Source organism: Cyanobium usitatum str. Tous, from assembly GCF_003011885.1.
Classification (GTDB): Bacteria; Cyanobacteriota; Cyanobacteriia; order PCC-6307; family Cyanobiaceae; genus Cyanobium_A; species Cyanobium_A usitatum.
On the sequence record NZ_PXXO01000003.1, the window covers coordinates 119,771 to 144,072 of the forward strand.

28 protein-coding genes are annotated in these 24,302 nt (G+C 61.3%); 13 read left to right on the forward strand and 15 right to left on the reverse strand.

From position 1 onward, the window contains the following. Nucleotides 1-1,197 precede the first annotated feature (1,197 nt). The 8 genes from C7K55_RS03855 to C7K55_RS03890 all read right to left on the reverse strand — a co-directional run bounded on the left by C7K55_RS03855 (nucleotide 1,198) and on the right by C7K55_RS03890 (nucleotide 8,765). The gene (locus C7K55_RS03855; protein ID WP_206603465.1) at nucleotides 1,198-3,840 is read right to left on the reverse strand and encodes a CHAT domain-containing protein; all 2,643 of its coding nucleotides are present in this window, start codon (nucleotides 3,838-3,840) and stop codon (nucleotides 1,198-1,200) included. A gap of 369 nt (nucleotides 3,841-4,209) precedes the next feature. Further along, complete coding sequence (locus C7K55_RS03860; RefSeq protein ID WP_106502097.1) at nucleotides 4,210-4,449, reverse strand: hypothetical protein; 240 nt, start codon at nucleotides 4,447-4,449, stop codon at nucleotides 4,210-4,212. Nucleotides 4,450-4,454: 5 nt separating this feature from the next. Then, nucleotides 4,455-5,324, reverse strand: coding sequence for a hypothetical protein (locus C7K55_RS03865; protein WP_106502098.1), 870 nt, complete (start codon nucleotides 5,322-5,324; stop codon nucleotides 4,455-4,457). A 71-nt stretch (nucleotides 5,325-5,395) separates the two neighbouring features. After that, the gene (locus tag C7K55_RS03870) at nucleotides 5,396-5,812 is read right to left on the reverse strand and encodes a PIN domain-containing protein (RefSeq protein WP_106502099.1); all 417 of its coding nucleotides are present in this window, start codon (nucleotides 5,810-5,812) and stop codon (nucleotides 5,396-5,398) included. Between the two features lie 2 nt (nucleotides 5,813-5,814). After that, nucleotides 5,815-6,075 (reverse strand): prevent-host-death protein, encoded by a 261-nt coding sequence (locus C7K55_RS03875; protein WP_106502188.1) that lies wholly within the window; start codon nucleotides 6,073-6,075, stop codon nucleotides 5,815-5,817. 189 nt (nucleotides 6,076-6,264) lie between these two features. Further along, nucleotides 6,265-6,849: a hypothetical protein gene (locus C7K55_RS03880; RefSeq protein ID WP_106502100.1), complete on the reverse strand. Its 585-nt coding sequence runs from the start codon at nucleotides 6,847-6,849 to the stop codon at nucleotides 6,265-6,267. Between the two features lie 3 nt (nucleotides 6,850-6,852). Then, nucleotides 6,853-7,380, reverse strand: coding sequence for a hypothetical protein (locus C7K55_RS03885; RefSeq protein WP_106502101.1), 528 nt, complete (start codon nucleotides 7,378-7,380; stop codon nucleotides 6,853-6,855). Further along, nucleotides 7,377-8,765, reverse strand: a complete 1,389-nt coding sequence (locus C7K55_RS03890) for a DUF4055 domain-containing protein (RefSeq protein ID WP_106502102.1) — start codon at nucleotides 8,763-8,765, stop codon at nucleotides 7,377-7,379. Before C7K55_RS03890 ends, C7K55_RS03885 begins: the two co-directional genes overlap by 4 nt. Nucleotides 8,766-9,034: 269 nt before the next feature. Between C7K55_RS03890 and C7K55_RS03895 the strand changes: the two genes are divergently transcribed. Both C7K55_RS03895 and C7K55_RS03900 read left to right on the forward strand, forming a co-directional pair. After that, the gene (locus C7K55_RS03895; RefSeq protein ID WP_127431977.1) at nucleotides 9,035-9,808 is read left to right on the forward strand and encodes an FRG domain-containing protein; all 774 of its coding nucleotides are present in this window, start codon (nucleotides 9,035-9,037) and stop codon (nucleotides 9,806-9,808) included. A 206-nt stretch (nucleotides 9,809-10,014) separates the two neighbouring features. Next, the gene (locus C7K55_RS03900) at nucleotides 10,015-10,455 is read left to right on the forward strand and encodes a hypothetical protein (RefSeq protein ID WP_241518158.1); all 441 of its coding nucleotides are present in this window, start codon (nucleotides 10,015-10,017) and stop codon (nucleotides 10,453-10,455) included. 21 nt (nucleotides 10,456-10,476) lie between these two features. Here C7K55_RS03900 and C7K55_RS03905 read toward each other — a convergent pair whose 3' ends face one another. The 7 genes from C7K55_RS03905 to C7K55_RS13530 form a co-directional block, all read right to left on the reverse strand. Next, a complete protein-coding gene (locus C7K55_RS03905) occupies nucleotides 10,477-11,007 on the reverse strand; it encodes a sigma factor (protein WP_106502104.1) in 531 nt (176 codons plus the stop codon). 20 nt (nucleotides 11,008-11,027) lie between these two features. After that, nucleotides 11,028-12,662: a phage terminase large subunit gene (gene terL / locus C7K55_RS03910; protein ID WP_106502105.1), complete on the reverse strand. Its 1,635-nt coding sequence runs from the start codon at nucleotides 12,660-12,662 to the stop codon at nucleotides 11,028-11,030. Then, entirely contained in the window at nucleotides 12,662-13,198 is a 537-nt protein-coding gene (locus C7K55_RS03915) for a hypothetical protein (protein ID WP_106502106.1), read from the reverse strand. Before C7K55_RS03915 ends, terL begins: the two co-directional genes overlap by 1 nt. A 4-nt stretch (nucleotides 13,199-13,202) precedes the next feature. Further along, a complete protein-coding gene (locus tag C7K55_RS03920; RefSeq protein ID WP_106502107.1) occupies nucleotides 13,203-13,577 on the reverse strand; it encodes a hypothetical protein in 375 nt (124 codons plus the stop codon). Nucleotides 13,578-13,680: 103 nt separating this feature from the next. Next, the gene (locus C7K55_RS03925; RefSeq protein ID WP_106502108.1) at nucleotides 13,681-14,373 is read right to left on the reverse strand and encodes a hypothetical protein; all 693 of its coding nucleotides are present in this window, start codon (nucleotides 14,371-14,373) and stop codon (nucleotides 13,681-13,683) included. Nucleotides 14,374-14,660: 287 nt separating this feature from the next. Further along, on the reverse strand, nucleotides 14,661-17,294 hold the full coding sequence (locus tag C7K55_RS03930; RefSeq protein ID WP_161956111.1) for a primase-helicase zinc-binding domain-containing protein: 2,634 nt from the start codon (nucleotides 17,292-17,294) through the stop codon (nucleotides 14,661-14,663). 10 nt (nucleotides 17,295-17,304) lie between these two features. Next, nucleotides 17,305-17,550 carry a hypothetical protein gene (locus C7K55_RS13530; RefSeq protein ID WP_161956112.1) on the reverse strand — a complete coding sequence of 82 codons (246 nt, stop codon included), beginning with the start codon at nucleotides 17,548-17,550 and terminating at the stop codon, nucleotides 17,305-17,307. 63 nt (nucleotides 17,551-17,613) lie between these two features. Between C7K55_RS13530 and C7K55_RS03935 the strand changes: the two genes are divergently transcribed. From C7K55_RS03935 to C7K55_RS03985, 11 genes are all read left to right on the forward strand, one after another. Continuing rightward, nucleotides 17,614-19,038: a DEAD/DEAH box helicase gene (locus tag C7K55_RS03935; RefSeq protein WP_106502110.1), complete on the forward strand. Its 1,425-nt coding sequence runs from the start codon at nucleotides 17,614-17,616 to the stop codon at nucleotides 19,036-19,038. Nucleotides 19,039-19,059: 21 nt separating this feature from the next. Continuing rightward, the gene (locus C7K55_RS03940) at nucleotides 19,060-19,437 is read left to right on the forward strand and encodes a VRR-NUC domain-containing protein (protein ID WP_106502111.1); all 378 of its coding nucleotides are present in this window, start codon (nucleotides 19,060-19,062) and stop codon (nucleotides 19,435-19,437) included. Beyond that, nucleotides 19,434-19,613, forward strand: a complete 180-nt coding sequence (locus tag C7K55_RS03945) for a hypothetical protein (protein WP_106502112.1) — start codon at nucleotides 19,434-19,436, stop codon at nucleotides 19,611-19,613. The genes C7K55_RS03940 and C7K55_RS03945 overlap by 4 nt, the downstream gene beginning before the upstream one ends. A gap of 43 nt (nucleotides 19,614-19,656) precedes the next feature. Beyond that, nucleotides 19,657-20,388 carry a hypothetical protein gene (locus C7K55_RS03950; protein WP_106502113.1) on the forward strand — a complete coding sequence of 244 codons (732 nt, stop codon included), beginning with the start codon at nucleotides 19,657-19,659 and terminating at the stop codon, nucleotides 20,386-20,388. Between the two features lie 94 nt (nucleotides 20,389-20,482). Continuing rightward, nucleotides 20,483-21,202 (forward strand): hypothetical protein, encoded by a 720-nt coding sequence (locus C7K55_RS03955; protein WP_106502114.1) that lies wholly within the window; start codon nucleotides 20,483-20,485, stop codon nucleotides 21,200-21,202. Continuing rightward, complete coding sequence (locus C7K55_RS03960) at nucleotides 21,199-21,426, forward strand: hypothetical protein (protein WP_106502115.1); 228 nt, start codon at nucleotides 21,199-21,201, stop codon at nucleotides 21,424-21,426. The genes C7K55_RS03955 and C7K55_RS03960 overlap by 4 nt, the downstream gene beginning before the upstream one ends. Next, entirely contained in the window at nucleotides 21,419-21,988 is a 570-nt protein-coding gene (locus C7K55_RS03965) for a hypothetical protein (protein ID WP_106502116.1), read from the forward strand. The genes C7K55_RS03960 and C7K55_RS03965 overlap by 8 nt, the downstream gene beginning before the upstream one ends. Further along, complete coding sequence (locus C7K55_RS03970; protein WP_106502117.1) at nucleotides 21,988-22,278, forward strand: hypothetical protein; 291 nt, start codon at nucleotides 21,988-21,990, stop codon at nucleotides 22,276-22,278. Before C7K55_RS03965 ends, C7K55_RS03970 begins: the two co-directional genes overlap by 1 nt. 44 nt (nucleotides 22,279-22,322) lie before the next feature. After that, a complete protein-coding gene (locus C7K55_RS03975; RefSeq protein WP_161956113.1) occupies nucleotides 22,323-23,081 on the forward strand; it encodes a KilA-N domain-containing protein in 759 nt (252 codons plus the stop codon). Continuing rightward, the gene (locus C7K55_RS03980; RefSeq protein ID WP_106502119.1) at nucleotides 23,081-23,317 is read left to right on the forward strand and encodes a helix-turn-helix domain-containing protein; all 237 of its coding nucleotides are present in this window, start codon (nucleotides 23,081-23,083) and stop codon (nucleotides 23,315-23,317) included. Before C7K55_RS03975 ends, C7K55_RS03980 begins: the two co-directional genes overlap by 1 nt. Before the next feature lie 61 nt (nucleotides 23,318-23,378). Continuing rightward, nucleotides 23,379-24,287: a hypothetical protein gene (locus C7K55_RS03985; RefSeq protein WP_106502120.1), complete on the forward strand. Its 909-nt coding sequence runs from the start codon at nucleotides 23,379-23,381 to the stop codon at nucleotides 24,285-24,287. The last annotated feature ends 15 nt before the right edge of the window (nucleotides 24,288-24,302 follow it).

Genomic DNA, 24,302 nt, shown 5'->3' on the forward strand with positions numbered 1-24,302 from the left:
GGTCGGACGGCCAAGGGCCGCGGGCTGAACGGTTCCTCCTCGTTCTGGGTTTGGCTCCCTGATTCCATGACGGTGTGTCCCGTGTCAATCAGGTTGATGGCCGCCCATTGCTCCAGGTCCCGCTCCTCCCGAGCAGCAGGCCAACACCCATGCAGCCAGCTGTGACACCAACATGTGCACCAGCATTGCCTGGCCAGCGTTGTACCCCTCTTGACCACCGGTGCTCCCCTGCGCAATCCGTGCCGTGGAGAGGAGGCTCCTCGGTGATGAGTTGCCATTGGCATTCAGGCCGATTCTGCAGAGAGTGTCGGCACACAGGGCCTCATTGGTAGAGGCAGATGCTTGGCTGGCAATCAGCAATGAGACGACAAGAAAAGAAGTTACCCGCACGGTGCGAGGAGGGGAACATCCCTTGCTTCTCACCTGCGTGGGCCACAGACCATTCCAGCGGATTCCAGGCGCCATACCGCCAGTGGAATCAGCTTCAGAGACTTGGAACAAGGAGTAGACGTCCCTCCTGCAGCATGAGCTGCCAGTGCCATGAACAATCAAAACGTTGCGCAGCCTTCAATTCAGGTCGATGGTCTTAGTCGTGTTCTTGAAGCATGTGCTGTTGTGGGCTTAGGCCTCGTGTTTGCATCACAGGTACCCGCCGCCTCGCCAGTCATCTTGGTGCGATGTGCTTTTGAAGCCGGGCGTGTGATGGCAAGGTTCTGAGAGTTGTTAAACCTTCCTCAATGAGATGTTGATAATGGGTGTTAATACAGGATCTGCAAGTAATTTACGAGAACCGCAGCTCCCGTCGTTTCTTCAGCGCAGAGCCGCCCCAGCGACTGATCTTCATATCCAGCAAGAGTCCTTCCAGTCCCTACTCAACGATCTTTGCGGTGAATTGGGGTTTGACAGGCAACAGACGGCATTGCGCTGGCTGCTAGAGCAACTGGAGGCCAGCCATGATTTGAGACATCTGATCCTTCTTTTGCTTCAGGAGGGTGAGACTTGATTACAGTAGAATATAACTCTAAAAAATATTGGCAATGAGCTTCCTTTGGTAACTAAGCAATTCTGCACTGATTACTCCTCCGAGGTTTGAAAATTAGCGATGAAAAGCTAGTACCGCTTAAAGTCGTTGGTCATAGCTTCTATCGGCTCTGAGGTCTTATTAGGTAGGGAAGCAGTTCCGAAAGTACTCCGTAACTATTTATTGAAGACAGGAGTCATCTTGCCTGCTATTTGCCAGCCCGCCCAGTAATACGGGTTAGACCAACCCCGAGCAGCATACTCCGGATCCTTAATCATCCTGTCTTGGGCTTTAGCTAGGGCCTCATCTAGCAAATTACCCTCTTTCAGACTTTTATAAAATAGACTCATAAGTACCGCGGTTGCTTCATCGTCTACTTTCCACATTGATAAGAGCGTAGATTCGGCCCCAACCGACGACAAAATACGGTGCATACCAAAAAGCCCATAACCCCTCATGGATCCACCCAGGCCTGTTTCGCATGCAGAAACTACAGCAAGTGAAGTCCCGCTTAAATCCCAACCTGCAAGATCTCTGTAGGTGATGATCGTCGATTCAGGTGGCGAGACATTGGCTCCTGTTGCAACAATATAAATGTTGTATAGGCCGTCTAATACTTGCCGACCCCCGAATTCAGATTGATCTCTACTGCGTCCATCAGTGGTCTCCTCTGCGAAACCAGCATGAGTGGATATGTGAAGAACTTTGGGGCTTTTAATGGATAGCATCGAGGATTTGCTGGCCTGCTTGCCAAATACCTTATTTGCGGACAGAATGCCAGAAACAACTTCGCCTTCTTTTGATGAATAAACAAGTTCCTTCCATTGTTTTTGACAGGATGCATTGGATGTGCATTTAGCGCTCTCTCCAAATTCAGGGGAATAGAAAACGGTTGAATCGCCAGCTTGCATGTTTCGTTCATGATTCCCAATATCTGCCACGCTTTGAACAGCAATAATACGACGGGATCCAAGCCCCTTTGACTCAAGATGTATCCGAATAATGCCAATGGGTACTCTTTGGAGGAGTCCATCAAGTCCTATATATACCTGCTTCGATTCCTGAATCTGTTTAACGAGTTCGGGGCTAAAAAGATTATCTAATAGCACCCGCCACTTTTGAGATGCATCCCCGAGCCCTTGGGATGATGATCTCAAGGCCTCAGACATTAATCTGTTGCATAATTCTTTTTCACAGGTTTTGTAAGCTAAAAGCGATTCACTGCCTCCTCCATTTCTAACCACGAATGCCTGAGTCTTCGTCTCGATCTCATTTGTTGATATGCGCGTATTGTAGCCTCCAGGTGAAGGCTCAATAAACTGAATAAATAAATCGTTTTCCCTGAGCGACCTTTTGATCTGATTTGTATAGTCAATGTCCGATGCAGCCATTTGCCTGGCCAAAGTGTCAATGGTATTTGGTGCGAGTGGAGATATGTTTTTAATGCTCATCCTTAATGCAATAATCTCCGATTCGATGAGTGAATAACGAAGCTGCAGGAAAGAATCTAGATACTCTTCTGAGCTAAGAATACCTGTTGCAAAACCGCGTGCGGCAACTCCCTCGGATTGGGAAAATAAATTGAGATACTCAATTCTCTCTTTGGGAGTAATCGATGGCAAGAGTGCTTTAAGGGCTACATGCTCCCATTGTCTTAGCATGAGCAATGCCGTTCTAAAGTGTATTTTGTTATCCCAATTCTTGGTAAACATTGCATATCCGGACAGAAGCGAGTAGTTTTCGCTAATACTGGTCGCCCTAAGTGGTTTATCCAAGGCTCTGGCGATAAGGTTTCTGTAGATTTTATCGGCTTGTGAATAATCTCCAATCGATTCAAGTATGTAGGCCAACTGCTTTGCAGATCCTTCAGCGCGCTCCAACTCATTAAGCCCAGTGTGTATGCGCAAGGCTTGAGAGGTTGCCTCCCTGGCTCTTAATAAGAGATCAGAGCGCTTGTTATTCTTGCTTACACCTGCCATTGAGTATTTAAAGTAGCCCTCCTTGAGAAGGATGTCGGCTAATTGCATCTGCGTGGGCTTGCCACCCACTACGCTGTAAGCTTTATTGAGTGAGTCAAATGCAAGCTCAGCTCTCTTGCTCCTCAGCGCTTCATTGTCTTCTTGCACATATCCCGAAAAAAATGCTCCGCTTAGGCGAATAAAGATATTAAATAATGCAGGCTTTGTTACTTCACCTTGTGTTTCAAGGCACTTTTTGAGAAATGGCCACTTCTTGAAAAAGATATCTGAAAGTGACACGAAGTCTTGCTTCTTGGTGTAAATTTCGTCAAGAAATTCAATTCCTCCGTTAAATTCCTCGCATGTTTCCCTGGTTCCAACGCTGTGAAGCTGAAGAATCTCCAGCCCCTTTTTTATCTGTTCTTCGGCTTCCTCAAGCCTAAATGCTCTGTAAAGCTTTGAGCCGTAGACCAGCCTGAAGCGTCCACTATTGACGCTGCAGGATCCTTCGGCATCCATTATAATCTTTTGGGCATCGAAGTATTGGTTAGCTGCTTGCTCATAAAGTCCCTTGCTTTCAAGCGATTCCACCTCGGTAATTATCGAACTTATTTGTGTTTCCTCTTTTTTGTTCAGACTTCTTTTATTTGATGGCGCTTTAAGTCCGCAAGACACTGGCTTTTCCTTGGTCGGCTTGTCTGTAGAACTTTTAGTGTATGCAGGTGCAATAGTTGGATTTAATAGCATCAAGGAGCAAGTTGCAAATATTCCTGATACGATGTTCAATATATACAGGATCTCACTTTTTGGATATGCCTCTCTTGTCGTCCTGCGCCTTTTGCGCTTGGCTTTTGATGGCATAGCTTGATCTATTCTAATTCTATGGTATTTGACCATTCAATCCGGCGGCAGCATGTCTTTACGACTGTTAATAACCTTTCTTTTTTGTTCTCGTGCGATTCTTGATGCGCGGCCTTCTTGTCTTGTTTTAGGATCAAAGATCGTGCCAGATTGCCCTAGGGTTGATTTGGCGTATGAACGTTGATCTTTCTTTAATGAGTAGGCTTGATGATAGAGCTAGCTGTCTTGGCTGGTTGCCGCCAGTCGTTTTTCCAACAAAGAAGTCTTATGGCTTGGCAGGTGCGATGTGAATACTTGTTGATATTGCTTCGGTTACGTTCTTGAATGACTTCGCGAGTCAGTCGGGGTTCATAGCGAAAGTGGCTTATGTCACCGGTTGGTCCGCCTTATAATCATTCCGGTGCCATTGCGGCGACGCCGCACCCAGGCGCCCTGACGAATCAGCTGGCGATCAGCAGCCGTGGCCTGCTGGACAGACACCAAGCTGCCGTAACCAACTTGATGTCGGGCCGTGGCAAGGCGGCGGGCCTGACTGGCGGTGGAGGCCGGCACCACGGTGGCAGTGGAGCGGCGGCTCCAGAAGGCCAAGTAGTAACGCCAGCTCGCCATGGCGTTCAGCGGTGGGGACCCCTGCCGTTAGTCAGGAAGCCAGCTCGGTAGAGCTCACTGGCGCTCATGGCGTGGGGGTTCAGCACCTCCCCAAAACCACCGGCCGTTGCCGGTGCTGCCGCCAGGGCATTGGCCCCGCCCATGGCCCCGCGCTGCTGGAACAGGAAGCCGTAGACGGGATGGATGCGCAGCTGATCAAGGAACTCAGCGGTCGTCATCGGCCGACCGTCGTCGCCCAGCAGGGGCTGGCCCTGGGCATCGAGCGGTTCGAGGACGTCGGTGCCGTCCTTGCTGGTGCTGAGGCGAAAGCTCTCGCCCAGCTGACCCTTGAAGACATCAAAGAACGTGCCACGCCCGTCTCCGCCAGTACGGCCTTCGGCTTCTGAGAAAGCGCGCTCCAGCAACCGTTCCTTGCGCAAGGCCAGGACCTGGGCCTGGGCGCCATCCCGCTCTGCGGCCACGGTTGCCACCTTCTTGGCAGAGGCTTCTTCCATCTGCCGCTCGCGCAGCTCCACCTGCTGCTCCAGCAGTTGCTTCTGCCGTTCGGCTTCCTGCAGGCGGGAGTATTCCTCCGGGTTGATCTCGGAGAAGCGGGTCAGCTGCTGACGCAGGCCCCGCAGCTCCTTCTCAAGATGGTTGGTGCGGCGACGCTCGGCCTTAAGGGCCTCGCTGGCACCGTCTTTTCCTTTAGGGGCCAGGTCGTGGCCACCGGGGGCAGGATCATTGGCTTCTGCGGAGTAGGTCTCGCTGCTGCCTGCCCGTGCTTCGGCCTCACCCCCGTCCTGGGGATCGTCGCCGTAGGAGTGCGGTTCAAGCTGGTCGGTGTTGCTGATCGCACCCCTCGATGGGACCTGATCGGTAGTGCTGGTGGCCATGACCCGTCTCGGCTGTCAGTGGGTTCGGCAGCCCATCGCGGCGCTGCCATCACCTGTTGCCGAGGCAGGGATCAGCTGCTCAGATAACGCTCGACGGTGCTGCTGGTCCAGGTCGCAACGCCGGTGCCAAAGAAGTCCTGGTCCTCCGTCCAGATTGCGCACTCCAGCTGCAGCCCCAGAGCCAATGCAGGCCAGTCATCAGCGTCACGGATCCTGGCCAGCGCCTCCTCGCGAGCCGACTCCAGCACAATGTCCTCAACCATCTGAACCACTTGCATCAAGCTGAGCAGTGCCTCGGTGCACACAGCCTCATCGAGGTTCTTTTCCCTGGCGAGATCGGCGATGTAGTGGGCCGCCTCAGCGACATTGGCCTCTGCGACAAAAAAGTCCACCCGATCGGCGTAGTCAGCGATCAGGGTTCTCACCCGAACGCCAAGGCAGCCACGGATCAGGATGTTCGCGTCGATGACCAGGCGTTTGCGCTCCACCGTCAGGGCTGATGGCGTCGCTGCCGCCAAGCTTTGAAGTCCGCACTGAGTTCCTCTTCCGAGAGCCCAAGACGCTCGAGTTCGGCCTGCATGAGACGGCCGGCCTCCAGGAGGCGTTGGCGCTCGTCCTGTTCAGCTTCCTGGGGGAGGGGCACATAAAGGCCAATGGTGCGGCCGTGGCGCGTCACCTCAATGGGCGTCACCGACTCGAGGTGAGAGGCCAGCTTGGCCCTGAGTTCACGAATGCCAACACGGACGGCCACGGCAGCAACCCCGTAGATGTGTACACACCCTAGGTCTGATGTGGTCGAACCGGCTTGCGCAGCCGGAACAACCACCAGCCATGGGCTCGCGCCGAACTCCAGCACCCTGAGCCGGGTGTGCGGGTCCAGGGGGTCCAAGCGATCGGCAGCCCATCGCGGCGCTGCCATCACCTGTTGCCGAGCGGCGGATCAGACGACTCGATTCGGCTTAAGGGTTCCAAATATCCGCTCGCCGATCAGCGGCTGCACCAGGGTGCCGATGCCGCCGGACCCGTAGCTGGCGCCGAACTCAAGCACCACAAACGCGGTGTACTGCGCGTAGGGGTCCACAGCGGCATCACCTGCGGGGGTGAGCAGCGAGAGATCCCCAAGCCAGATCGCGCCCTCGCAGGGGGCCACCACAGTGGTGCCGCTGGAGGACACCCGCCGCCCGTGGTGCTGCCAAACCAAGTCGCTGCTTAGCCAGATCGACCCTGGGTTAGGCGGCAGGCGGGCGGCGCGACAGAGATAACCGATGTAGGTGAAGTCACCGGTATCCACACCGGGGCCGTTCTCCTTGGCAGAGATGTAGTTGGACCGCTCCAGGAAGCACTCGAGCACGTGGCTGGCCACTACGGCAGAGGTGGTGTCACCGGGATTGGCGTTTTCGCCCAGCAGCAGACGGGCATTGGCGAACGCCTGCAGGGGTGTGGGGCCCCCCAGCAAGGTAAGTGCGCCGCCTCCGTTGCCCTGGTGCTGGCCGCTCGTGAAACGGCGCGGACTGATCAGTGCCATTGTTCAGCCCCGCAGCAGGGCCGTTGTGCCCAGCATCCCGGTGGCCGCAGCGGTGAACTGAACCCAGCTGGCCAGCCCCGGCAGTAGGAGCATCAGCTGCTCGCCGTAGCGCCGCCGCTGGCTAAGCAGGGCCACCGAGCTGGAGCGGGGATTGGCGTAGACGGTTTCGCTCTCCTGGCGCAGCAAGGCGGTGTCGTAAGCAATCACATCCGCCTTTTGCAGCGGCGCATCCCCGGCGGCCGCCACCGAGCCGGCAATCGGTCCGGAATGGGACTGCCTCTCGATCGACTGCTCCTGCTCAGGGCCAGCCCCCAGCAGCTGCTGATCAATCAGCGCTACCGCGTCCAGCAGGGCCCGAGCACTCAGCACCCCGGCGACGTGGTGGCGCTCCAAAACCGTCATCGCCCGGCCGATGGCATCGAGGCAGGGCACTGTCGCTGGCAGGGCCAGGGCCTGGCGAATCGCTTCTTGATCGCCGGGTTGCCAGGTCGCACCGATTGGTGCGCTGGGCAAGTTGATGCTGGTGGTCATGCAGAAACCGGTGTCACACCGGCCAGATCCCCTAGCCATTGCCGCAGGGCGGCGTCGGTGACGATGCCCCGTTCATGCAGCTGCAGCATCTCCGTCACCGTCGGCTGGGGTTTGGGTGCCGGTGCCAGCGGACTGATCTCCACCAGCAAGGCCGGGCCATCCCGCTGGGTTACGGACTCGCCGGTGAGAGTGCACCAGTGCTCCAGCAGCGTGGAGAACATCGAGGCCTTCTGGATCGCCTGGCTCTGCAGCAGCGCATAGGCCTGGGACGCCGCCATCGAGATCTCCCTCGCCGTGCGCGGTGCCCCTTGGGCGCCAGATGGGATCAGGGCATCGCGGCGCATGGCCTGATCCAGCGACTCCAGCCAGGCGCGGTGTTCGGCAAGCGAGCGGGCCTGGATCTCCACGAACTGGAAGCTGGCGCCTTCCGGCAGATCGATGACGCTGTTGGGGCCCAGTACTACCGGCTCGCTGCTGCCATGACCCATGGGGCCGACAACCCCCGTCCGCACTCCAACTGGCAGGGCTGTTCGATACAGCAGCTCCTGGTAGTCGCTCTGGCAGCGGAAATGGTTGAGGTACTGATGCGCCAGGCCGAGATGCGGCAGGTCGCCTTCCCCAAAAGCGGCGCCATCACTGGCGTACCAGATCAAGGGCAGCTGGCTGATGCCGCGGTAGTGGTTCAGCTCGGTGCGATGGGGCCGCCAACCCGACGGGGTCTGTGGATCAGCTACCAGCTCCATGGTTTCCAGGCTCATGCCGTCGCTATCGAGGCCAACGGATCCGTAGAGCCACCGATGCTGGGGCCGATCCGTCTCCAGGGACTCGTCCTGGGCTTTTGGGTTCGGCATCCGGAAGCTGACCGTGTCTGGCAAGGACTGGGGGCCGGGTAGGTGCCAGTTCAGGACGTCACGGCGCTCCAGAAGAGCAAGACGCGGCAGGGAGAGGCGATCGCCATGGCGCAGCGCCTGCTGCCGATCGCCCTCACTGGGCCAAAGGTGCTGGGGCGGCAGCACCACCACCAGTGCTGCTCCATCGCGGAGCACCAGTACGTCGGCTCGCTCGAGGAAGACGCCCAGGTCGGTACCGCGTCCATCCACGTCACTGATCACCGCCTGAAGCGTGGCCGGCAACTCGCGCCAATGGCTGGAGGCCAGCATTCCCGCAAAGGTCCGTAGGGCATCGCGGAAGAACCCCGACGGCAGAGCAGCCTCCACCCGGCGCCGGTAGGCGGATAAAGGCTCGCGCTCGCCACGGGGCAAGTAGTGCTCCTTGCGGTCAGCGAGGAGGTCCCAGCAGTCCTGGATCAGCTCCAGGCGAGGGAACAGCGCCGCCAGGGTGGGGTTGAGCGGCCATAGGAGTGGATCCGGGGTCAACGGGGACAAGCCCGATCAGCGGCTGCTAGCTATTGCCGGTGACACACCCCGCGCAAAGCCACAGCTCCGAGCCGACATTGAGGTGCGTACAGGCCAGGAACTTGGGACTGGGTGGTTTTCAGACTCGTGAACCGCGCTTACAGTCAATCAATACTTGTTTTACGCTATAGCAATTACAGCCAGCTCAGACCCGCTCAGGTGATGCTCTGTAAATGATTATCGAAAAGTATTTTGCCTGCTTGGGCTGTTTTCGTGACCGTCTCTGATCAATTTAGTCCTTGAAAAAAACGAAAATCATGACTAAAGGGAATAGGCCGCGATGGACTCCGACAGGGGTCAAAGATGGAATAGAGGAAGTCCATATTCGGAAGTGGAATTATTTTATCGACTATGTGCAGCTTCACTTTCCGCCCGGCTCTAGCTGGGTATTTCGCGGTCACAGGAAAGATGTGTACAAGCTCGAATCCACGATAGATAGGCAAGTAAAGGATAAGGCTCGCACAAAAGAGATAAGAAGCGCTCAGCTAGAGCGCTTTAAGCTCGCAATTCGAGGGAAACGCGGCGCAAACCCGCCAACATATACAGACGATAAGGAGTGGTGGTCAATTGGGCAGCATTTTGAATTGTTGACGCCGCTTCTTGATTGGAGTAACTCTCCATACACGGCAGCATATTTTTCATTCTTTAAAACCGGATCTGATGACACCAAGAAACGAGTTGTCGTTGCGCTCAGCAAAGAGAGGGTGCTGGCGAGTGGGCTTCAAAGCGAAATAGAGTTTTTTGTTCCGTCGTCAGACGAGAATGCAAGAGTGATAAGCCAAAATGGTCTCTTCACATATTCCGAAAGCGGCAAGGCAATAGAAGAGCTTGTGAGAAGCAAATACTCAGGCTCGACTGAGCCGATTGTCAGAAAGATTATCCTTCCAAGCGAAGAGAGGGAAAGCGTCCTGGCAGGCTTGGAGTTGATGAATATCAACCACTTGACGTTATTTCCTGATTTGCATGGTGCCTCTATTTACAGCAACACCAAGTTGTATACCGAGGCTAAATAGCGGTATATTCGAAAGTTCGAGTGCATTTCGTTTGTGGCACTCCTTGCGCGCGAACTGATTACGCGCGACCTTAAGAAGTGGACTTCCCAACTTTTTGCTTGACCTCCATCTTGCCCAGGTAGAGGTGGTCATCATTTAAACCTTCTGTTGTCCAGCCTGGCAGAGAAGAGCTGCTCAGTCTTGCCGCTCAGTTCTACATGTTCACAATGCAGAACCAGGCCTTTCTCCATGCCCACTTGGCGGATGCAGAGGCCGTCATGGAAGATTGCAAGAAGATCATCGCCGAGTGCGCGTATCCGGAAGTGCTGCACGAGCGCACTCTGCAAGTCGCCAAAGCCAAAAAGGCCGTTGCTGATTTCTGCAAAGCGGTTGCTGATCCAGACTTCCATGCCGAATTGATAGTCTTCTTTCTGGAGCAGGGCAATGCCTTCACGGTGGGCTATGGCGACATCGATGCGGGCTCCTACAGCGCCTTGCTGGCCATGGCCCGCTGTGCTGTCAAAGCGATCTGCGGCTTGCCCCTCCAGTTGAAGGAGCCCTTCAGGGAACGGCTGGCAGTGGTTGTGCGCTCATCGTCAGAAATCGGCTGGGGGTATCACGATGAACTGACGGACAGCTACAGCGCTGTCTTTGTGAATCAGCAGTGAGGCGCCCTTTTGCGGAGCTGCTCACTCCAGCTCTGGATCTGCCTCACGCACCGCCATCGCCACCACCCGCACAGCGCAGGCCGCTGAGATCTCAACCCAACGCTCCAGGCTGACCCCGAGCAATGATGGGATCTGATCCGCCGGCGTTCCTTCCCTCAATAACTTCTGCCCTCGCGCATGCAGCTCCCGCCAGCGGCCCGGTACCGAGATCAAAAAGCCCTTGTCGCGCAGGTAGTGGGTGATCTCACCGTTCACGAAGGGCCGGGCGTAGGCGATGAAGTGGTTGGGACTGCGGCCCGGGCGGTGGATGTCGTAGCGGCGTGAGGCCTTGATCAGCCCGATTGCCGCCAACTGCTCCAGATCTTCCTTGGGATGACCAGTGCGGCGGGCGTAGTTGGCCGCCACCTTCGCTGCAAAGGGCAGGTGCTCCACCACCAAGGCATCAGCAACGGCATGGGGTGAGCGCAATGGCCCGCGAGCACGACCTGATGTCGTCACGCGAGCGGTGGCCTGCTGGGGCCTGGGGCGGTGGGCGTGTGGTGGGGTGTTCATCAGAAATGGGGGGATGTCCCTCAGCGGGAAAACAACAATGGCCGGGGCGTGGCCTTGCCCTGGCTGCGCCAGTGCTGGCTCTGCAGCCAGATCACGCCCTGGCCGAAGGCATCCACCAGGTCGTCATGGGCTCCGTTGGGAAAACCCAGCAACTCGCTGATCAGGGCGTCGTTGCCGCTGCGAAAAGCCAGCTGGCCGGCCTCCATCAGCGGGGCCACGGCATGGGCGCGGCTCACCTTGCTACCGCTGGGTCGCACGGCAATCAGCCCAGGGATCTGTCGCTGCAGCAGCTGGCAGACGGCCGGGCCATTGGCGGCGTCCTCGATCAGCACCGCATCAGGGCTGAGGGCCTTGCCCAACGACGCCAGGGTCTGGCCGAGGAAGTTCATCACTCCCGGCAGGTCGAGGCGGTGGTGCTGGCTCCAGATCACCTCGATCCGGTGGACACCTTCCTGCTGTTCGACTGGTGAGCGCACCCGGGCGGCACTGGGGTGGAGCTGTTCACCCCTTGCCCTGGCCTGGGCAGCCGGGTGGCGGGCCTCCTGATCCGGCAGCAGGCCGAGGAGGCAGAAGCCGCAGTAGTCGTTCGCCTCTCCCCCCTTGAAGCTCAGGTCGCAACTGAGCACCACCGCCGCAAAGGGTCTTTGCGCCGCCCGGCCGTCTGGGGCAGGGGTGCCCGCTGTGGTGCGGATCCAGGCGCGTTGGAACAGCAGGCCCTCCGCTGGTGAGGGGCGCTGCTGGTACAGCGCGTTCCACCAATAGCTGCCGGCGCGGATGCGGATCTGCTCCAGCTCCGCCAGCGGGAAACGCTCTGGGCAGAGCGGCTCAGCGGGCTGGCGCCAGTCCGGCTCGATGGTGCAGGTGGCCGGGAACAGGATCTGCTGCTGGGGCGGTTCAGCAATGGCAGGCAGATTCAGCACCTGCCAGCGCTGCGGGGCGTCGCCGCTTTCCTGCTCCAGCAGCCAGCCGATCAGATCGTCCTGGTGCCAGCGGGTCAGCACCACCACCTGGGCCGCGCCTGCAAAACCCCATCGAGAGGGCCCCTGTGGGGCCGGTTCAGCGCGGGTGAGCCAGACGGACTGGAACCACTCGATCAGCTTCTGGCGTTGCCCGGCGGAATTGGCGTCTTCTGGACCCTTGTAGGGGTCATCAATGATCCCGAGCGCGTAACCCTTGCCGGTGAACGGCCCGCGCACGCCGGCAGCAATGCAGCCACCGCGCTCGGGCGTCAGCCAGTTACCCACGGCAGTGGAGTCCTTTGAGAGGGGGTGGCCGACCGCGCGGTAGTAGTGCCGTGCTTCACGGCTATGGGCATAGGCCAATTCGGCTGAGTAGGAGGCAATCGCGCAAAAGCGCGTGGGATAGCGGCTCACCCAGTAGGCAGGGAACAGCTTCGACACCAGCAGCGACTTACCCAGCCGCGGGGGGCAGCAGACGATCAGGCGGTTGAGCTCCCCATCAGCCACGCGCTGCAGCAGGGCAATCAGTCGTTCGGCCCAGGTGTGAAAGGCGTAGCCGGGATAGGCGGCCACGATGAAATCCCGAAAGATCTGCTGAAGCTGCGGTGTGTTCTGCTGGCGGCAGGGATCTGGGACATCCAGCAGGCCCCAGTCGTCCCAGAGGTCGCCGGCAGGATCGAGAATCAGGCCGGCCATCAGCTTCTGGCCCCGCCCCCATGGGGCTCTGCCGGTTTGATCGGCGCCCGCAGCAGCCCTCCGATCTCGGCGATCACCCGGAAAGCGCCCACCGCCGCAGAAAACTGATCGGCATCCATGGCGCGGCGGGCACAGTCGTTGAGGGCAAAGATCTGCTCGGCCTGGTGACGGCGTCGGTCGGAGATCAGCTCCTCCACCATTCGGGCGCGAGCCAGATCGAGGTAGCGATTGACGGTCTTGACGTTGCTCACCCCCCAGCTCTGGCCCGCTTTCGCCCTGATTTCCACCAGAGGCAGGCGTTGGGCGATCCAGAGCTGGGCTTCTGCGATGCGCCGTTCCACCTCTCCGGCAGTGGCCCTCGGGGTCTGGGCGTGATGGGGTAATCGCCGTGGCGGGTTGGTCTGGCTGATTGGCCGGCTTGGGTCCACCGCCACCGGCTCCCACACCGCCTCGCCATCGGGGTCTTGCTCAGCCGGTGCAGAGCGCAGCTCTTCCACCGGATCAGCGGCGCTGCTTGGGCGGGAGTGCTGCGGCATGGCCTCAGAACGGCAGTGCCGGCGTCTTGGGGGCACGGATGGTCCAGAAGGGTTTGCCACGCTTTTCGGTGGCACTGCCCTGCTGGATCGCGCTGTCCTTGGCCGCCTTGAGCTGCTGCTCGATCTGTTGCACCGCCGGCGGGAAGTCGTAGGTCAGCCGCCCGGGGCTGTGGGCAAAGGTCCAGTCGTTGTACGAGAAGGCTTGATCCAGCTGACCGGTGGCCATCGCCGTGTTGAGGGTCTCCAGCAGGGGCTCGAGTTGCTGCTCCAGCTCCTTCTGCCGGGCCTTGATCACGGTGAGGGCATCCAGAAGGGCATCGAGATCAGCCGCATCCGCGCAGAGCGTCGATGGAGCAGCAGCGAGCAGGAGGTCCGCCATCAGAGATCACCAGATCATTAGCCCGGATGATTCCGAGCCAGTTTACTCTAGCGGCTCTGTAATGCAAGCCAATGCCCTTAGTTGCCTCGCGGATGCCGGGGCGTCAGAAAGGTCGATGGCTCATGCAGTAACGGCTCCAGGCCGCAGCCCAGGCCGCCAGGCACTGCTCACGGCTGTAGAAGCTGCTGGTGAATGCCTCGCCCGGCTTGCTCCAGATCGTCTGGCCCAGCTCGTAGTCGTTCCCCTGGGCGGCCTCGAGCACCATGTAGCCCCCCAGCTGGGCGGCGGTGGAATAGGGGCGGCCATGGGCCGAGAGGGTCTTGAGGTCGTAGAGCACCCGCACCGGCTGTCCGTGGCGCTCGCTCAGCACTGGTGATGCATACGCCCCATCGAAGGCACCGGCCACGTTGCGGGTGAGGCAGCAGGTGAGTCGTTCGCAGGCGATCACCGCCACTTCATCCCAGAGCGGCAGCTGCAGCAGCGGCAGGATCCAGTCCCGGTATTGGTGATGGCCTGGCATGGTCTCGGCGTCCAACAGGGCCTCACTGGCGCTCTTGCCCACCAGGAATCGGGCCTGGCTGTAGTGCTCCAGGGCCGCGTGCACCGTGGTGCCGCGCGGCTCCCAGATCGGCCGCTTGGCCTCAATCGCCCGTTTGGCGGTCTCGCTGAGGCCATGGGCGAGAACGCCGGTGATCGACACCGGAAACAGGTGATCGCCCAGCCAATAGCGATGGGCCTCCTCATCCCGCCAAAGGCCGGGGATGGGGTCAAGCCAGGTGGAGGTGGTGGTGACCATGACCGTTTCAGTTGTGACGCGGCGTGACGATGGGCGTAACAGCCGAGAGGGCTTGCCAGCAAAAGCGTCTAGGGGTGGCTGTAACGCTGTAACCCTTTTGCAGAGATAGAGGCTTTAGCAAGCAGCAGGGGCTGATTCGGAGGGTGTGCATGTGTCGTTGAATTCATAGGGGGCTCTATCGGATCCCTGGAGCGTTACATCGTTACAGCGACCCAGATCGATTGCGAGACAGTTGATCTGGGCGTTACCGCTGCTGTTATGTCCGGCCCGTTTGTGACGGCTGATCGTTACAGCTCGCCCAGGGGAATGGCGACCGCACGGCTGACCATGCCGGCGCCACAGAAGCGCACGGGTCCGGCCCGTTGCGCACCGGCCAGGCGCAGCAGCACCACCGGCCAGCTGTTCTGCCAGGCGGTATCAGCAAGAAACTGCTCAATCGCCTTGGCGGTGTTGCTCACCAGCAGCCGGTCCTGATCCACCCGCAGGCCATGGCGGCCGAGGGTCTGGGCTGCCAAGCCCGGGCTCACGTCGATGCAACTGCTGTGGCATGCCGCCAGCTCCACCAGCTCGCCGATGGTGCGGGTGACGGGTTTGTCGTCGGTCTCCACCCGCACCTGGCGCTGCAGGATCGTCTGAATGCAGCGGGCCTCATCCGGTACTTCCGTGCTCTGGCTGTAGCTCTCCCAGTCATGGCAGGCGATGCAGTGCTCCGCCTCCTCCTGGGTGGGCACTGCATCACTCAGCAGCGACCAGGCTCCGGCCATCAAGGTTCCGTACTGATCCCCCAGGCGCTGGGAGTCGAAGTGCCTTCCCGCAGCAGCGGAGAAGACCACCACCGACTGACGGATCACCGGGATCAGCGACACGGTGCGAGCGATCAATCGCCGCGCCAATTCTGGAGTGATGTGGCGTTCGAGATCGCGATCAAGGCTCTGCCAGTGCACCTCGCGTTCCTCCTTGCCCATCTCGGTGGGGCTGCGCAGGGTTAGCTGCGCGAAACGGCTTTTGTCAGCTCCCTGCTTGAGGGCAGTGGCAATCGATGACATCAGGAACATCGAGCGCACCCGGTAGCGGCTCACATCGCCGCTGGGGGAACCCTTAAGCATCTCGGCGCTGCTCTCGCTGCTGGCCACCCGCGCCAGCGACAGGATCGCCTGCATGCGCTGTTGGTCGCCCTTCTCGTTGCTCTCCGCCTCATCGAAGACCACCGGCACGGCATCGCAGCAGATGGTCTGGCGCAGGCCCGCCTCTGTCGTGGCGCCCACCACCACCAGGCTCAGGTCGCCGAGCAATGGCGCCACGAAACGATCGAGGATCTGGCTCTTGCCCGAGCCAGCGCCGGCGGTGAGCCACAGGTGGGGCCGCCAACGCAGGGCTCCGCAGATCGGAGCCAGCACCACCCAGCCGAGCAGCAGGGTGCCGGAGGCGGGCACCTCCCAGCGGAAGCGGTTGGCAATGCCCACGATCACTGCCGCTTCCTGCACGGTCAGAGGCTCAACCCGGCAGGGCCCCTCCAGCCGCTTGAGGCGTTGATAGATGTGCCGCGAGCGAAAGGGTTTGGTGATGGGGTGTTCCCCGTCGGGGGTGATCAGGCGATCGCCGAGGTGCAGCACGGTGCGGCCCTCATCCCACCAGGCTCCGCGGCCGCGGATGCGTTCCACCGCAAAGATCCCCATCGCGGCGGAGCCCTTGTGTAGATCGCTAGCCGCTGCAGGCCAGTTCACTCCACTCCGGCTGGGGTAAAGGCTCTCCCAGTACTCCAGCGGTGCCAGGGCCACCAGGTGGGTGGCGGTGTGGCAGCCGCGGGGCAGGCGGATCACCTGACCGGTTCTGCCGGGTTGGTAGAAGTTTGCGTCGGCGTCGTAGCCGAGGCAGAGAAAAGGTGTTGGCGGGCTGGGAGCTGCAGCTAAGGCAGGGGCCGGCGGTGGCGAAGCACTATCACCGCTGCCATCAGCACCCGGACCTGAGGGTTGCCATGGCTGGGCCGCTTTCGCCAGCAGTCGGGCGGCCTGGCGGGGTGTCCAGTCGGCATCGGCCAGGTCCCAGCCTTGGGGAAGGTCCCCCGGCAGGGCAATCAGGTGCAGTTGGCAGTCGAGCGGGTGCAGCAGGGCGGCCAGGCTCTGCATGGCTTCCAGGCCGGCGGCATCGGCATCGGGCCAGAGCGTCACCGAGCGGCCGGCTAGTGGTGTCCAGTCCGCCTTGGCGATCGCCTTGGAGCCGTTGGCCCAGCTCAGCACCACGTGCTGCGGAAACAGGCGGGCGGCGGCAGCGGCGGTTCCCTCCCCTTCCACTACCAGTACCGGAGCCTCGGGGCGTTGCAGCAGATCCGGCAGTCCGTAGAGCGGCCTTGGGGTGGGCCAGTCGCAGGTGAAAGCGTCGCGGCGGCTGGGTCGATGCCAGGCCCCGTCCAGCCAGACGCGATGCAGGAAGGCCTTGCCGCCGCTGCGCAGCCGGATCCGCTGGATCCAGAACAGCACTTCCCCCGAGCCATTTCGGTAGGCCCACTGGGCGGTGGCCCCGCGGTTCAACGGCGGTGGCTGGGCATCGGCGGGAGGCTTCTCGGGCATCCGCCAGGGCTTGCCGTTTCGGCTGGTGGCCCTGCCGGCACTGGTGCCCTGGTGATCAGGCACCAGGCCAAGGAAGGCCTCCACCTGCCGGGCTGCCTCCACAAAGTTCCAGCCCTGCCGGCGCATCAGCAGGTCGATGCCTGAGCCAGCGCCGCCGCGCTGGTCCTTGCCGCCGCACTGGTTGCAGAACCAGGAGCCGCTGCCGTCCTTGTCGTCAAAGCGGTAGCGATCCGTCCCGGCGCAGAGCGGGCAGGGCTGATGGCGATTGCTGAGCTGCTCGCCGCTCAGTCCCGCCAGGGAAGCCAGGATCTCCGGCCAGCGGCCCCGGGCCGCAGCAATGGCATCAGAGGCCATGGGTTCCGGCTCACCTGCTCGCTGTTGAGGTCGCGGCGGGATTCGGTGATGCCCGATCCGGTCTGTCCAGCAGGAGTTCGCGGTCCATGGCGGCATCCAGCACCTGCCGCAGTGCCGCCGAGCGGCTGAGGGAGCCGTGACGCCTGCGGGCATCCAGCCAGGCGAGTTGCTGCTGGGTGATCGAGACACTCACCGGCAGGGCGTAGTCGGGCATCAGGCCATTGCTCGTGATCTGCAGCCTAATAGCTTTGGCCATGCCTCGCTAGCCTGAGCCAAGGAAGATAAGCGGCTAGCAGTCGTCCCGCTCGATCTGGTGCCAATGCCGTCAATCGTTCTGCGTGACTACCAGCTGCAGTTGCTGGCCGATCTCCGCGCGGCCCTCAAGGCCCACCGGCGGGTCTGCGCCGTCATGCCCACCGGCGCGGGCAAAGGCCAGACCATCGGCGCCATCGCCCGCGGCGCTGCCCGCAAGGGCAGGAAGGTGCTGGTGCTGGCCCACCGGGCCGAGCTGATCGAGCAGCTCACGGGCACCGTTCGGGCCTGGGGGCTCGAGCCCGATGTGGTCGCCCCCGGCCACCGGCTGCAGGGCCGGCAGGTGGCGGTTGGCTCGGTGCAGACCGTGGCCCGGCGGCTGGGGCAGCTGTCAGCGCCGGATCTGATCATTCAGGACGAGGCCCATCACCTGGTGGCAGGCAATGTCTGGGGCCGGATCATCAACACCTGGCCAGAGGCGCATCTGATCGGCAAGACCGCCACGCCCGAACGCCTCGATGGCAAAGGGTTGGGCGTAGAGGCCGGCGGCTTTTTCGAGGCCCTGGTGCTGGGGCCCTCTGCGGCCTGGCTGGTGGAGCAGGGCTGGCTGGCCCGGCCCAAGGTCTTCTCCTGGCCAGGTGCCAGGAACAGCAAGGGGCAGGGTCCCGAACTCCACCAGCGGATGGGCGAGTACGACCTGGAGCAGGCGGCGCGCGCCTTCGGGGACCGGGCCGCGATCGGTGATGCGGTGTCGCACTACCTGCGCCGGCTGCACCCCGGCACGGCCATCTGCTTTTGCTGCACGATCGAGCACGCCGAGCAGATGGCTGGCGCCTTCCGCGCTGCGGGGATCAGGGCCGCGTCAGTGAGCGGCGGCACGTCAGCCGAGGAGCGCAAACGCTTGATCGCCGGGCTCGGCACCGGGGAGGTGGAGGTGCTCACCAGTTGCATGATCATTTCCGAGGGCACCGACATCCCCTCAGTGGGCGGCGCGATCCTGATGCGCCCCACCGCTTCCCTGAGCCTCTATCTGCAGATGGTCGGCCGGGCCCTACGTCCCGCACCGGGCAAGCAGGAAGCGGTGATCCTCGATCACGTCGGCAACGCCCATCGCCATGGCCTGCCCACCGATGAGCGCGCGTGGAACCTGGCTGGCCGCCGCCGCCGGGAGGGCGTCTCGATTCCGATCAAGGACTGCCCACACTGCTTCTGCAGTTGCCCCAGCGCCGCCCAGGTCTGTCCGGACTGCGGCCATCTGTTTCTGGCCGAGGAACGCGATGAACAGCGCCGCGGGCTGCAGCAGCTCGAGGGCGAGCTGGTTGAAGTCAAGGGCGCAGGCCGCCATCGCCCCAAGGCCCAGCAGCTCCGGCCACGCCGCAAGTCGCCATCAGCGGGTTGCCGCACCTTCGAGCAGCTGCTGCAGCGCGAGCAGGAGCGCGGCTACAAGCCCGGCTGGGCCAGGCACGTCTGGGCGGCGCGCCAGCAGCGCTAAGCCAGCCCGGCAACAGGAGGTATGGCCTCCTCACCAAGCGAACACGAGATCCAGCAGCGCATCCGACAGGCCTGCGGCCGCGGAGTGGTGCGGCTCTGGCGCAACAACACCGGCGCCCTGGTCGACCAGCAGGGGCGCTTCCTGCGCTTTGGGCTCTGCAAGGGCAGCAGTGACCTGATTGGTCTGCGCTCGCTGGAGGTGACCAAAGAGATGGTCGGTCAGCGCATCGCCCAGTTCGTTGCCCTGGAGATCAAGACACACTGCGGGGTCGTCAGCCCTGAGCAGCGCGCATTCCTGCAGGAGGTGCAGGAGCTCGGCGGCCTGGCTGAGGTCTGCCGCTCGGTTGAACAGGCCCAAGCAGTCCTCGTTAGGGCGGCATCAGCCCAAGCCGCAGCATGAATCGGCCTGAGCTTCGCCGGCAGCTGCAAGGTCTGGCCCAGAGCAATCCTGGCTCGCACCCCTACACGCTGGCCCTGCAGTTCCAGGTTCAGACCGGGCGAGTCATCAGTGGCCAACAGGTCAGGCAGCTGCTGGCCGAGCCCGGAGGGAGCTGCGGCCACGCCGCCAAGTCATGACAGGATCTGGCTTGCGATGGCAAGCAGGACGTAAGATTGGGCTATGACTTACGACGTGGACCTGACGGAACGCTCCTACCAGGCCGTCCTCGATTGGCAGCAGGAGTCCCGCCGGGCCTTCGGAAAGATGCTGTTGAACTGGCGTCGCCGCAATGGCTGGACCCAGTACACGGCCTGCGAGTGGGGTGCGGAAGCAAATTTCGAAGTCATCTCCTACGGCAACCTTTCGGTCATCGAGCAAGGCAAGGCAGGCGAGCTGCGCCAGAAAGCCTTCTTCCAGCTTGAGGAGCTGAACCGCAGGTTGCTGGGCGGCAGGCGCCTCGAGGGAGTGAAATCCCAACGCATTCGAGAACAGCTCGAATATGCCGAGCCTTTGCGGGGCAACGACGGAAAACCCTGGAACACCGTTGATTTCTGGAGCTGCTACATCGGATATCTGGCCGTTCCGGAGGCTTATCAGGCAGTTCTCTCTCCCACTTTTTCGTCGAAGGAAGCGGAGGATCTCTGCCAGAAGTGGAGGCGCCACGTGCGTCGTGTGATCAAGAAGCGCGAGGCAGACGTGACCATCGCGCTGGAGGAGCTCGTCGGGTCGGTGCCGGAGATGTACCGCAAGCGATTCCGAGAGGTTTTGTCCCTCGACGACTACTCCTCGTCGGAATTGACGCAGCTCTGGCTGCGGGACGAGCAGTTCCTGCCTGACGAGTGGATCCGGGCCTGGGAAACAGGCGAGCTGACTGACCTCCCCCGGCCGTCCACCCGACACCGCAACAAGTAAACCCGGACAAGTCCGAGGATGCCCATCGATTGCGGCTCGCGTTAGAAAGCTGCTAAGTTCAGGCTAGCGGGCACGAGCCCGACACCCTGATGCCATGACGCAGATCCCCGCACGCGCAGACGTGCCAGCCGGCGCCCTTGAGCTGCTTGGCGAAAAAGGCGGCGCCGAACGCGCCCTCACGGCCGCCCTGGCCTCCTTCCAGGAACAGGTGCAGGCCGTTTCATCCCTTGACCTGGCCGCCGTAGTCGAAGCGGCCAGGCCGGCGTTTGCCCAGGGCATTGCTTTCAGTAGCCAGCTGGTCGACATCCGCGGCCGCAACAAGCTGCGGGTCACGGTGATGCACGCCTGTGGCGCTGAAGTCAGCAGTGAAGAGTGGGCCGACGAAGTCGACGACCCGCTTCAAGCTTCTGGCTGGATGCTGGCCATGCTGCTGGGCATTCCTTTGACGAAACAGGCTTTGCCTGTAAAGCCTGAGGCAAATCCAGCGACTGAGCCTGCTTCTGCTGGTGCGCGGCATCCTGTTCTGGCCGCGGAGGCGTCCTCCTCTGAGGCGTCCGAGGCCTGTGCGGCCGCCAGTGGCGGCGATGTCGCTCTGGAGCCACTCACGGCCCAGGAAATCGAGGCCACGCACCAGCGAATCCTTGCGCTTCCCCAGGCTGCTCGGCGAGAGCTGACCACTGCGTTCCGTGAGCACTTCCAGGTGCCGCGCAATGCCCGCTCGATCGGTGATCGCATCACCCAGCACCAGCACAGCGCCTTCATCGACCGCTTCCTCGAAGAGTTCGAAGGGGCCCAGACGCCGGTAGAGCCATGAGCAGGCCCCGTCGCTACGGCGAGCAGCCCCGCTCACTGGTCGGTCGCCACGTCATCCAGACCCAGGTACGCACCGACGTCTACCTGCAGGTGCGCGAGCTGATGGAAACCCGCAACCTCTCGGCCAGCGGAGCGGTGCATCACCTGCTGCGCGAGCGCCTTGGCCTGCCGCCGCTTCTGCCGTTCGATCAACACCCGATTTCCACCGATTCATCCCATGGCTAAAGACATCTTCCGCACGCCCCTCGCCGAAGTGCGTTGGGCCCACCTGATCACCCCGAGGCATCAGCTCGACAAGAGCAAACCCAAAGCCTGGACCTGCGATCTGTTGCTCCCTAACAACAACGAGCAGGCCCAGTCCTTTCTGCTGGCGATGGAGGACCAGTTCATCGCTCTGCATGGCAGCCGCAAGCGGCGCGCTGAAAAGGGCTTCCCCTGGAAGCCGGACAAGGAAAAGCCCAGCGAGCTCACCGCGGTTCGCTTCAAGGTGCCCCAGTTTCAGCGGCGTGATGGCTCCCTGTCCGAGGGGCCTCGCATCGTCGATGCCAAAAAGCAGCCCTGGGAGGGAGCGGCCATCGGCAACGGCTCCAAGGTGGTCGTGGCCTTCGACATCTACGACTGGGATGGCGAAAACGGCTGCGGCATGACATTCCAGCCCCGGGCTGTTCAGGTCGTGGAGTTCGTTCCCTACGAGCAGGTCGATCCCACCGACAGCTTCGAGGAGCAGGAGGGTTACACCGCTGCTGGCGGCTGGGATGTGGATGACGACGAGGAGGCCGCCTTCTGATGGCTGTTCCTCACCCGATCAGCAATAGCGGCGCTGGGCGCCGCCCCCAGCTTCCGGCGTTCTGCCGCACCCGCCGGCCCACAACAGTGGCCGTCACGGTCAACAGTCTCACCGCAATGCGCCTGTTGGTGCTGGTGGGGCTGCTGTTTCAGCTGAGCACCCTGCTGCTGGTGATCGCTGGCCCCGTGCCGTCGCGGCTGGAAGCCGTCAGCACCAACAGCCCTTTCCCCCCTGTCGCCGGCGTCGCCGCCAGTGGGGCCCAGCCCATTTCACCGACCTCAGACCGATGAACACCACAACGACGTCGTCCACTCTCACCACGCCTGTTGTCTCGATGAGTCAGCACGCTCTGGACTCCCGTTCCTGGAACGGCACCCCGATCTCTCGGCGCACCAGCGATGGCTACGTGAATGCCACGGCCATGTGCAAAGCCAATGGCAAACGATGGAAGGACTATCGCGAGTCCGACCGGTGCCAGCACTATCTGGATGCTCTGGAAAGCGTGGCCGGAATTTCCGTCCACGCCCTCGTTGAGTCCCGCTCAGGCGGTGCCGGGGGCGGCGGCACTTGGGTCCATCCCCAGGTCGCCGTCGACCTGGCCCGCTGGATCAGCGCGCCGTTTGCGGTGTGGATGGATGGCTGGTTCCTGGAAAGCGTCCAGCAGGCTCAACCGACTCCAGTAGAGACACCATCACCTCGGATCAGGCAAGCCGAGGTGATTGCCCTAGTTGAACGGAGCATCGATCTGTTTGAGCGGCTGGGCGGCTTGGATCAGCGCGACCAGCTCCTGTTCAAGGACATCGTGCGCAGCAACGTACTCACCGCCAGCGCTGGGTTGCTGGCAGGCACCCCAACTGATGAGGAACTCACCTTGGGAGATGCCTGGCTGGAGGTGTTCCAGCAAGTACTGCCGCGCAGCCAGTTCTGCGCTGCCGGCAAGCTAGTGGCCAGGGCCTACCGCGAGGAGTTCGGCACAGAACCCCCATGTCGCCAACAGTTTGTTGACGGGGCGCCGCGCCAGGTCAAGAGCTACCGCCGCAGCTGGTTGGTCGACACGCTCAATCGCTGCCGCACCCAGCTGGCGGGGGGCTGATGGAAACCCAGGTCATGACCACCCGCCAGCGGGTCTGGATCAGCACAGCTGAAGCCTGTGCTCTGCTCGGCATCAGCCGCGAAACCCTTCGCCAGCTGCGGCTGCGCGGGGTGCTGCAACCCGGCAAGCACTTCCGCCGCTGGGGCTGCACAGAAGGCAAAGGCCCCCTGCAGTGGCACGGGGAGAACATCGAAGCCTCGATCACCGGCTGGAGCCGCCGCCATCTCAAGCAGTGATAGGGGTTGCAGGCACGGCCCCTCTTCCTATGGTTCAGATGAGCTGCCTGCCTATTCCCTGGTGTCTCTGCGAGCTCGTTTCATTGTTGGTCTGATCGGGCTGGGAGCCTTCTGCGGCAGTCCGGCTGTCGCCCAGGTCCTGAAGATGGACTACCAGAACAACCGCATGAGCGGTTCGTTGCGCAGCGGCGCCTTGGAGGTCAGCGCGCAGCAGCAGCGGCGGATCAACGAGGCCGGTTCGAATGTGCTCAAGCCGCTGGCTGTCGTTCGTGTGAATGGGATCGAAGTCGGCCGCCTCGTGGGCGCTGAGAAATGGGATAGCAGTCCAGCTGCGGTGGTTCAGATCGCAGAGATGGATCCGGCAAACCCCTATCCCGAAGTTCTTCTCTCTTCCTTCACCGGTGGAGCGCACTGTTGCAATCAGATTCAGGTTCTCACTAGCGACCGCAGCGGGAAGATCTGGCGCGAGGTGACACTTGGGCCCTTCGATGGAGGGGATTCACCGGCAGAGGATCCGTTGCGGAATGGCCGCTTCCTGATCGTCGACGTCGACAACCGGTTCCTCTACCGCTTTGCCTGCTACGCCTGCAGTACAGCCCCTGCTCGTATCTGGGAGCTGCAAGGCGATGCGTTTGTGGATGTCTCCCATCGTCCTGATTTCAAGCCGATCCATCGCCGCAACCTGCAGCGCATGGCCGAATGGTTCCAGCAGAAGAACAATGAATCACCCAATGGGTTTCTGGCCGGTTACGTCGCCAATAAGGCGCTGGTGGGCGAGCTGTATGACGGCTGGGATCGCATGACCCAGCGTTACGACTCCTCTTCAAACTGGGGGCTGAAGGAATGCAAGGACAACCTGGATGACAACGGCAAGTGCTTGGGGCGGGAAATTGTCTACACCTCTTTCCCGGAAGCCTTGCGGGCCTTTTTGATCGACACTGGTTACATCAAGCCATCAGGAGAGCAGTAGCTCCCCACGGCAACA

What these genes read in the sequence shown, in the direction of transcription:
- C7K55_RS03855 (WP_206603465.1), bottom strand. Translation starts at nt 3,840, where the DNA reads ATGCCATCAAAAGCCAAGCGCAAAAGGCGCAGGACGACAAGAGAGGCA.
- C7K55_RS03860 (WP_106502097.1), bottom strand. Translation starts at nt 4,449, where the DNA reads ATGGCGAGCTGGCGTTACTACTTGGCCTTCTGGAGCCGCCGCTCCACT.
- C7K55_RS03865 (WP_106502098.1), bottom strand. Translation starts at nt 5,324, where the DNA reads ATGGCCACCAGCACTACCGATCAGGTCCCATCGAGGGGTGCGATCAGC.
- C7K55_RS03880 (WP_106502100.1), bottom strand. Translation starts at nt 6,849, where the DNA reads ATGGCACTGATCAGTCCGCGCCGTTTCACGAGCGGCCAGCACCAGGGC.
- C7K55_RS03885 (WP_106502101.1), bottom strand. Translation starts at nt 7,380, where the DNA reads ATGACCACCAGCATCAACTTGCCCAGCGCACCAATCGGTGCGACCTGG.
- C7K55_RS03900 (WP_241518158.1), top strand. Translation starts at nt 10,015, where the DNA reads ATGCAGAACCAGGCCTTTCTCCATGCCCACTTGGCGGATGCAGAGGCC.
- C7K55_RS03905 (WP_106502104.1), bottom strand. Translation starts at nt 11,007, where the DNA reads ATGAACACCCCACCACACGCCCACCGCCCCAGGCCCCAGCAGGCCACC.
- terL (WP_106502105.1), bottom strand. Translation starts at nt 12,662, where the DNA reads ATGGCCGGCCTGATTCTCGATCCTGCCGGCGACCTCTGGGACGACTGG.
- C7K55_RS03915 (WP_106502106.1), bottom strand. Translation starts at nt 13,198, where the DNA reads ATGCCGCAGCACTCCCGCCCAAGCAGCGCCGCTGATCCGGTGGAAGAG.
- C7K55_RS03920 (WP_106502107.1), bottom strand. Translation starts at nt 13,577, where the DNA reads ATGGCGGACCTCCTGCTCGCTGCTGCTCCATCGACGCTCTGCGCGGAT.
- C7K55_RS03925 (WP_106502108.1), bottom strand. Translation starts at nt 14,373, where the DNA reads ATGGTCACCACCACCTCCACCTGGCTTGACCCCATCCCCGGCCTTTGG.
- C7K55_RS03930 (WP_161956111.1), bottom strand. Translation starts at nt 17,294, where the DNA reads ATGGCCTCTGATGCCATTGCTGCGGCCCGGGGCCGCTGGCCGGAGATC.
- C7K55_RS13530 (WP_161956112.1), bottom strand. Translation starts at nt 17,550, where the DNA reads ATGGCCAAAGCTATTAGGCTGCAGATCACGAGCAATGGCCTGATGCCC.
- C7K55_RS03935 (WP_106502110.1), top strand. Translation starts at nt 17,614, where the DNA reads ATGCCGTCAATCGTTCTGCGTGACTACCAGCTGCAGTTGCTGGCCGAT.
- C7K55_RS03940 (WP_106502111.1), top strand. Translation starts at nt 19,060, where the DNA reads ATGGCCTCCTCACCAAGCGAACACGAGATCCAGCAGCGCATCCGACAG.
- C7K55_RS03945 (WP_106502112.1), top strand. Translation starts at nt 19,434, where the DNA reads ATGAATCGGCCTGAGCTTCGCCGGCAGCTGCAAGGTCTGGCCCAGAGC.
- C7K55_RS03950 (WP_106502113.1), top strand. Translation starts at nt 19,657, where the DNA reads ATGACTTACGACGTGGACCTGACGGAACGCTCCTACCAGGCCGTCCTC.
- C7K55_RS03955 (WP_106502114.1), top strand. Translation starts at nt 20,483, where the DNA reads ATGACGCAGATCCCCGCACGCGCAGACGTGCCAGCCGGCGCCCTTGAG.
- C7K55_RS03960 (WP_106502115.1), top strand. Translation starts at nt 21,199, where the DNA reads ATGAGCAGGCCCCGTCGCTACGGCGAGCAGCCCCGCTCACTGGTCGGT.
- C7K55_RS03965 (WP_106502116.1), top strand. Translation starts at nt 21,419, where the DNA reads ATGGCTAAAGACATCTTCCGCACGCCCCTCGCCGAAGTGCGTTGGGCC.
- C7K55_RS03970 (WP_106502117.1), top strand. Translation starts at nt 21,988, where the DNA reads ATGGCTGTTCCTCACCCGATCAGCAATAGCGGCGCTGGGCGCCGCCCC.
- C7K55_RS03975 (WP_161956113.1), top strand. Translation starts at nt 22,323, where the DNA reads ATGAGTCAGCACGCTCTGGACTCCCGTTCCTGGAACGGCACCCCGATC.
- C7K55_RS03980 (WP_106502119.1), top strand. Translation starts at nt 23,081, where the DNA reads ATGGAAACCCAGGTCATGACCACCCGCCAGCGGGTCTGGATCAGCACA.